This window comes from Ochrobactrum sp. SFR4 (assembly GCF_019730395.1).
Lineage (GTDB): Bacteria > Pseudomonadota > Alphaproteobacteria > Rhizobiales > Rhizobiaceae > Pseudochrobactrum.
The window spans coordinates 1-245 of record NZ_JAAPBB010001186.1; the positions used below are offsets into that span (position 1 = coordinate 1).

The window sequence follows — 245 nt, forward strand, 5'->3', positions numbered from 1 at the left end:
GGAATGGTGCTCACACCCGGCCCGAATATGGTCTATCTGATCTCCAGATCGATTTGTCAGGGGCGCATCGCGGGATTGATCTCGCTGGGAGGTGTGGCGCTCGGCTTTGTGTTTTATATGCTCTGTGCCGCATTTGGTATCACTGCAATCGTCATGGCAGTGCCCTATGCCTATGACGCGCTTCGCTTTGGCGGTGCGCTCTATTTGCTCTATCTTGCATGGCAAGTGCTGAAACCGGGCGGACG

The 245-nt window shown here is 55.5% G+C and carries 1 protein-coding gene; it reads left to right on the forward strand.

Going from position 1 to position 245, the window contains the following annotated elements:
- Positions 1-245 (forward strand): LysE family translocator (locus HBA93_RS22795; RefSeq protein WP_221724749.1); only part of this gene is annotated, 245 nt, incomplete at both ends.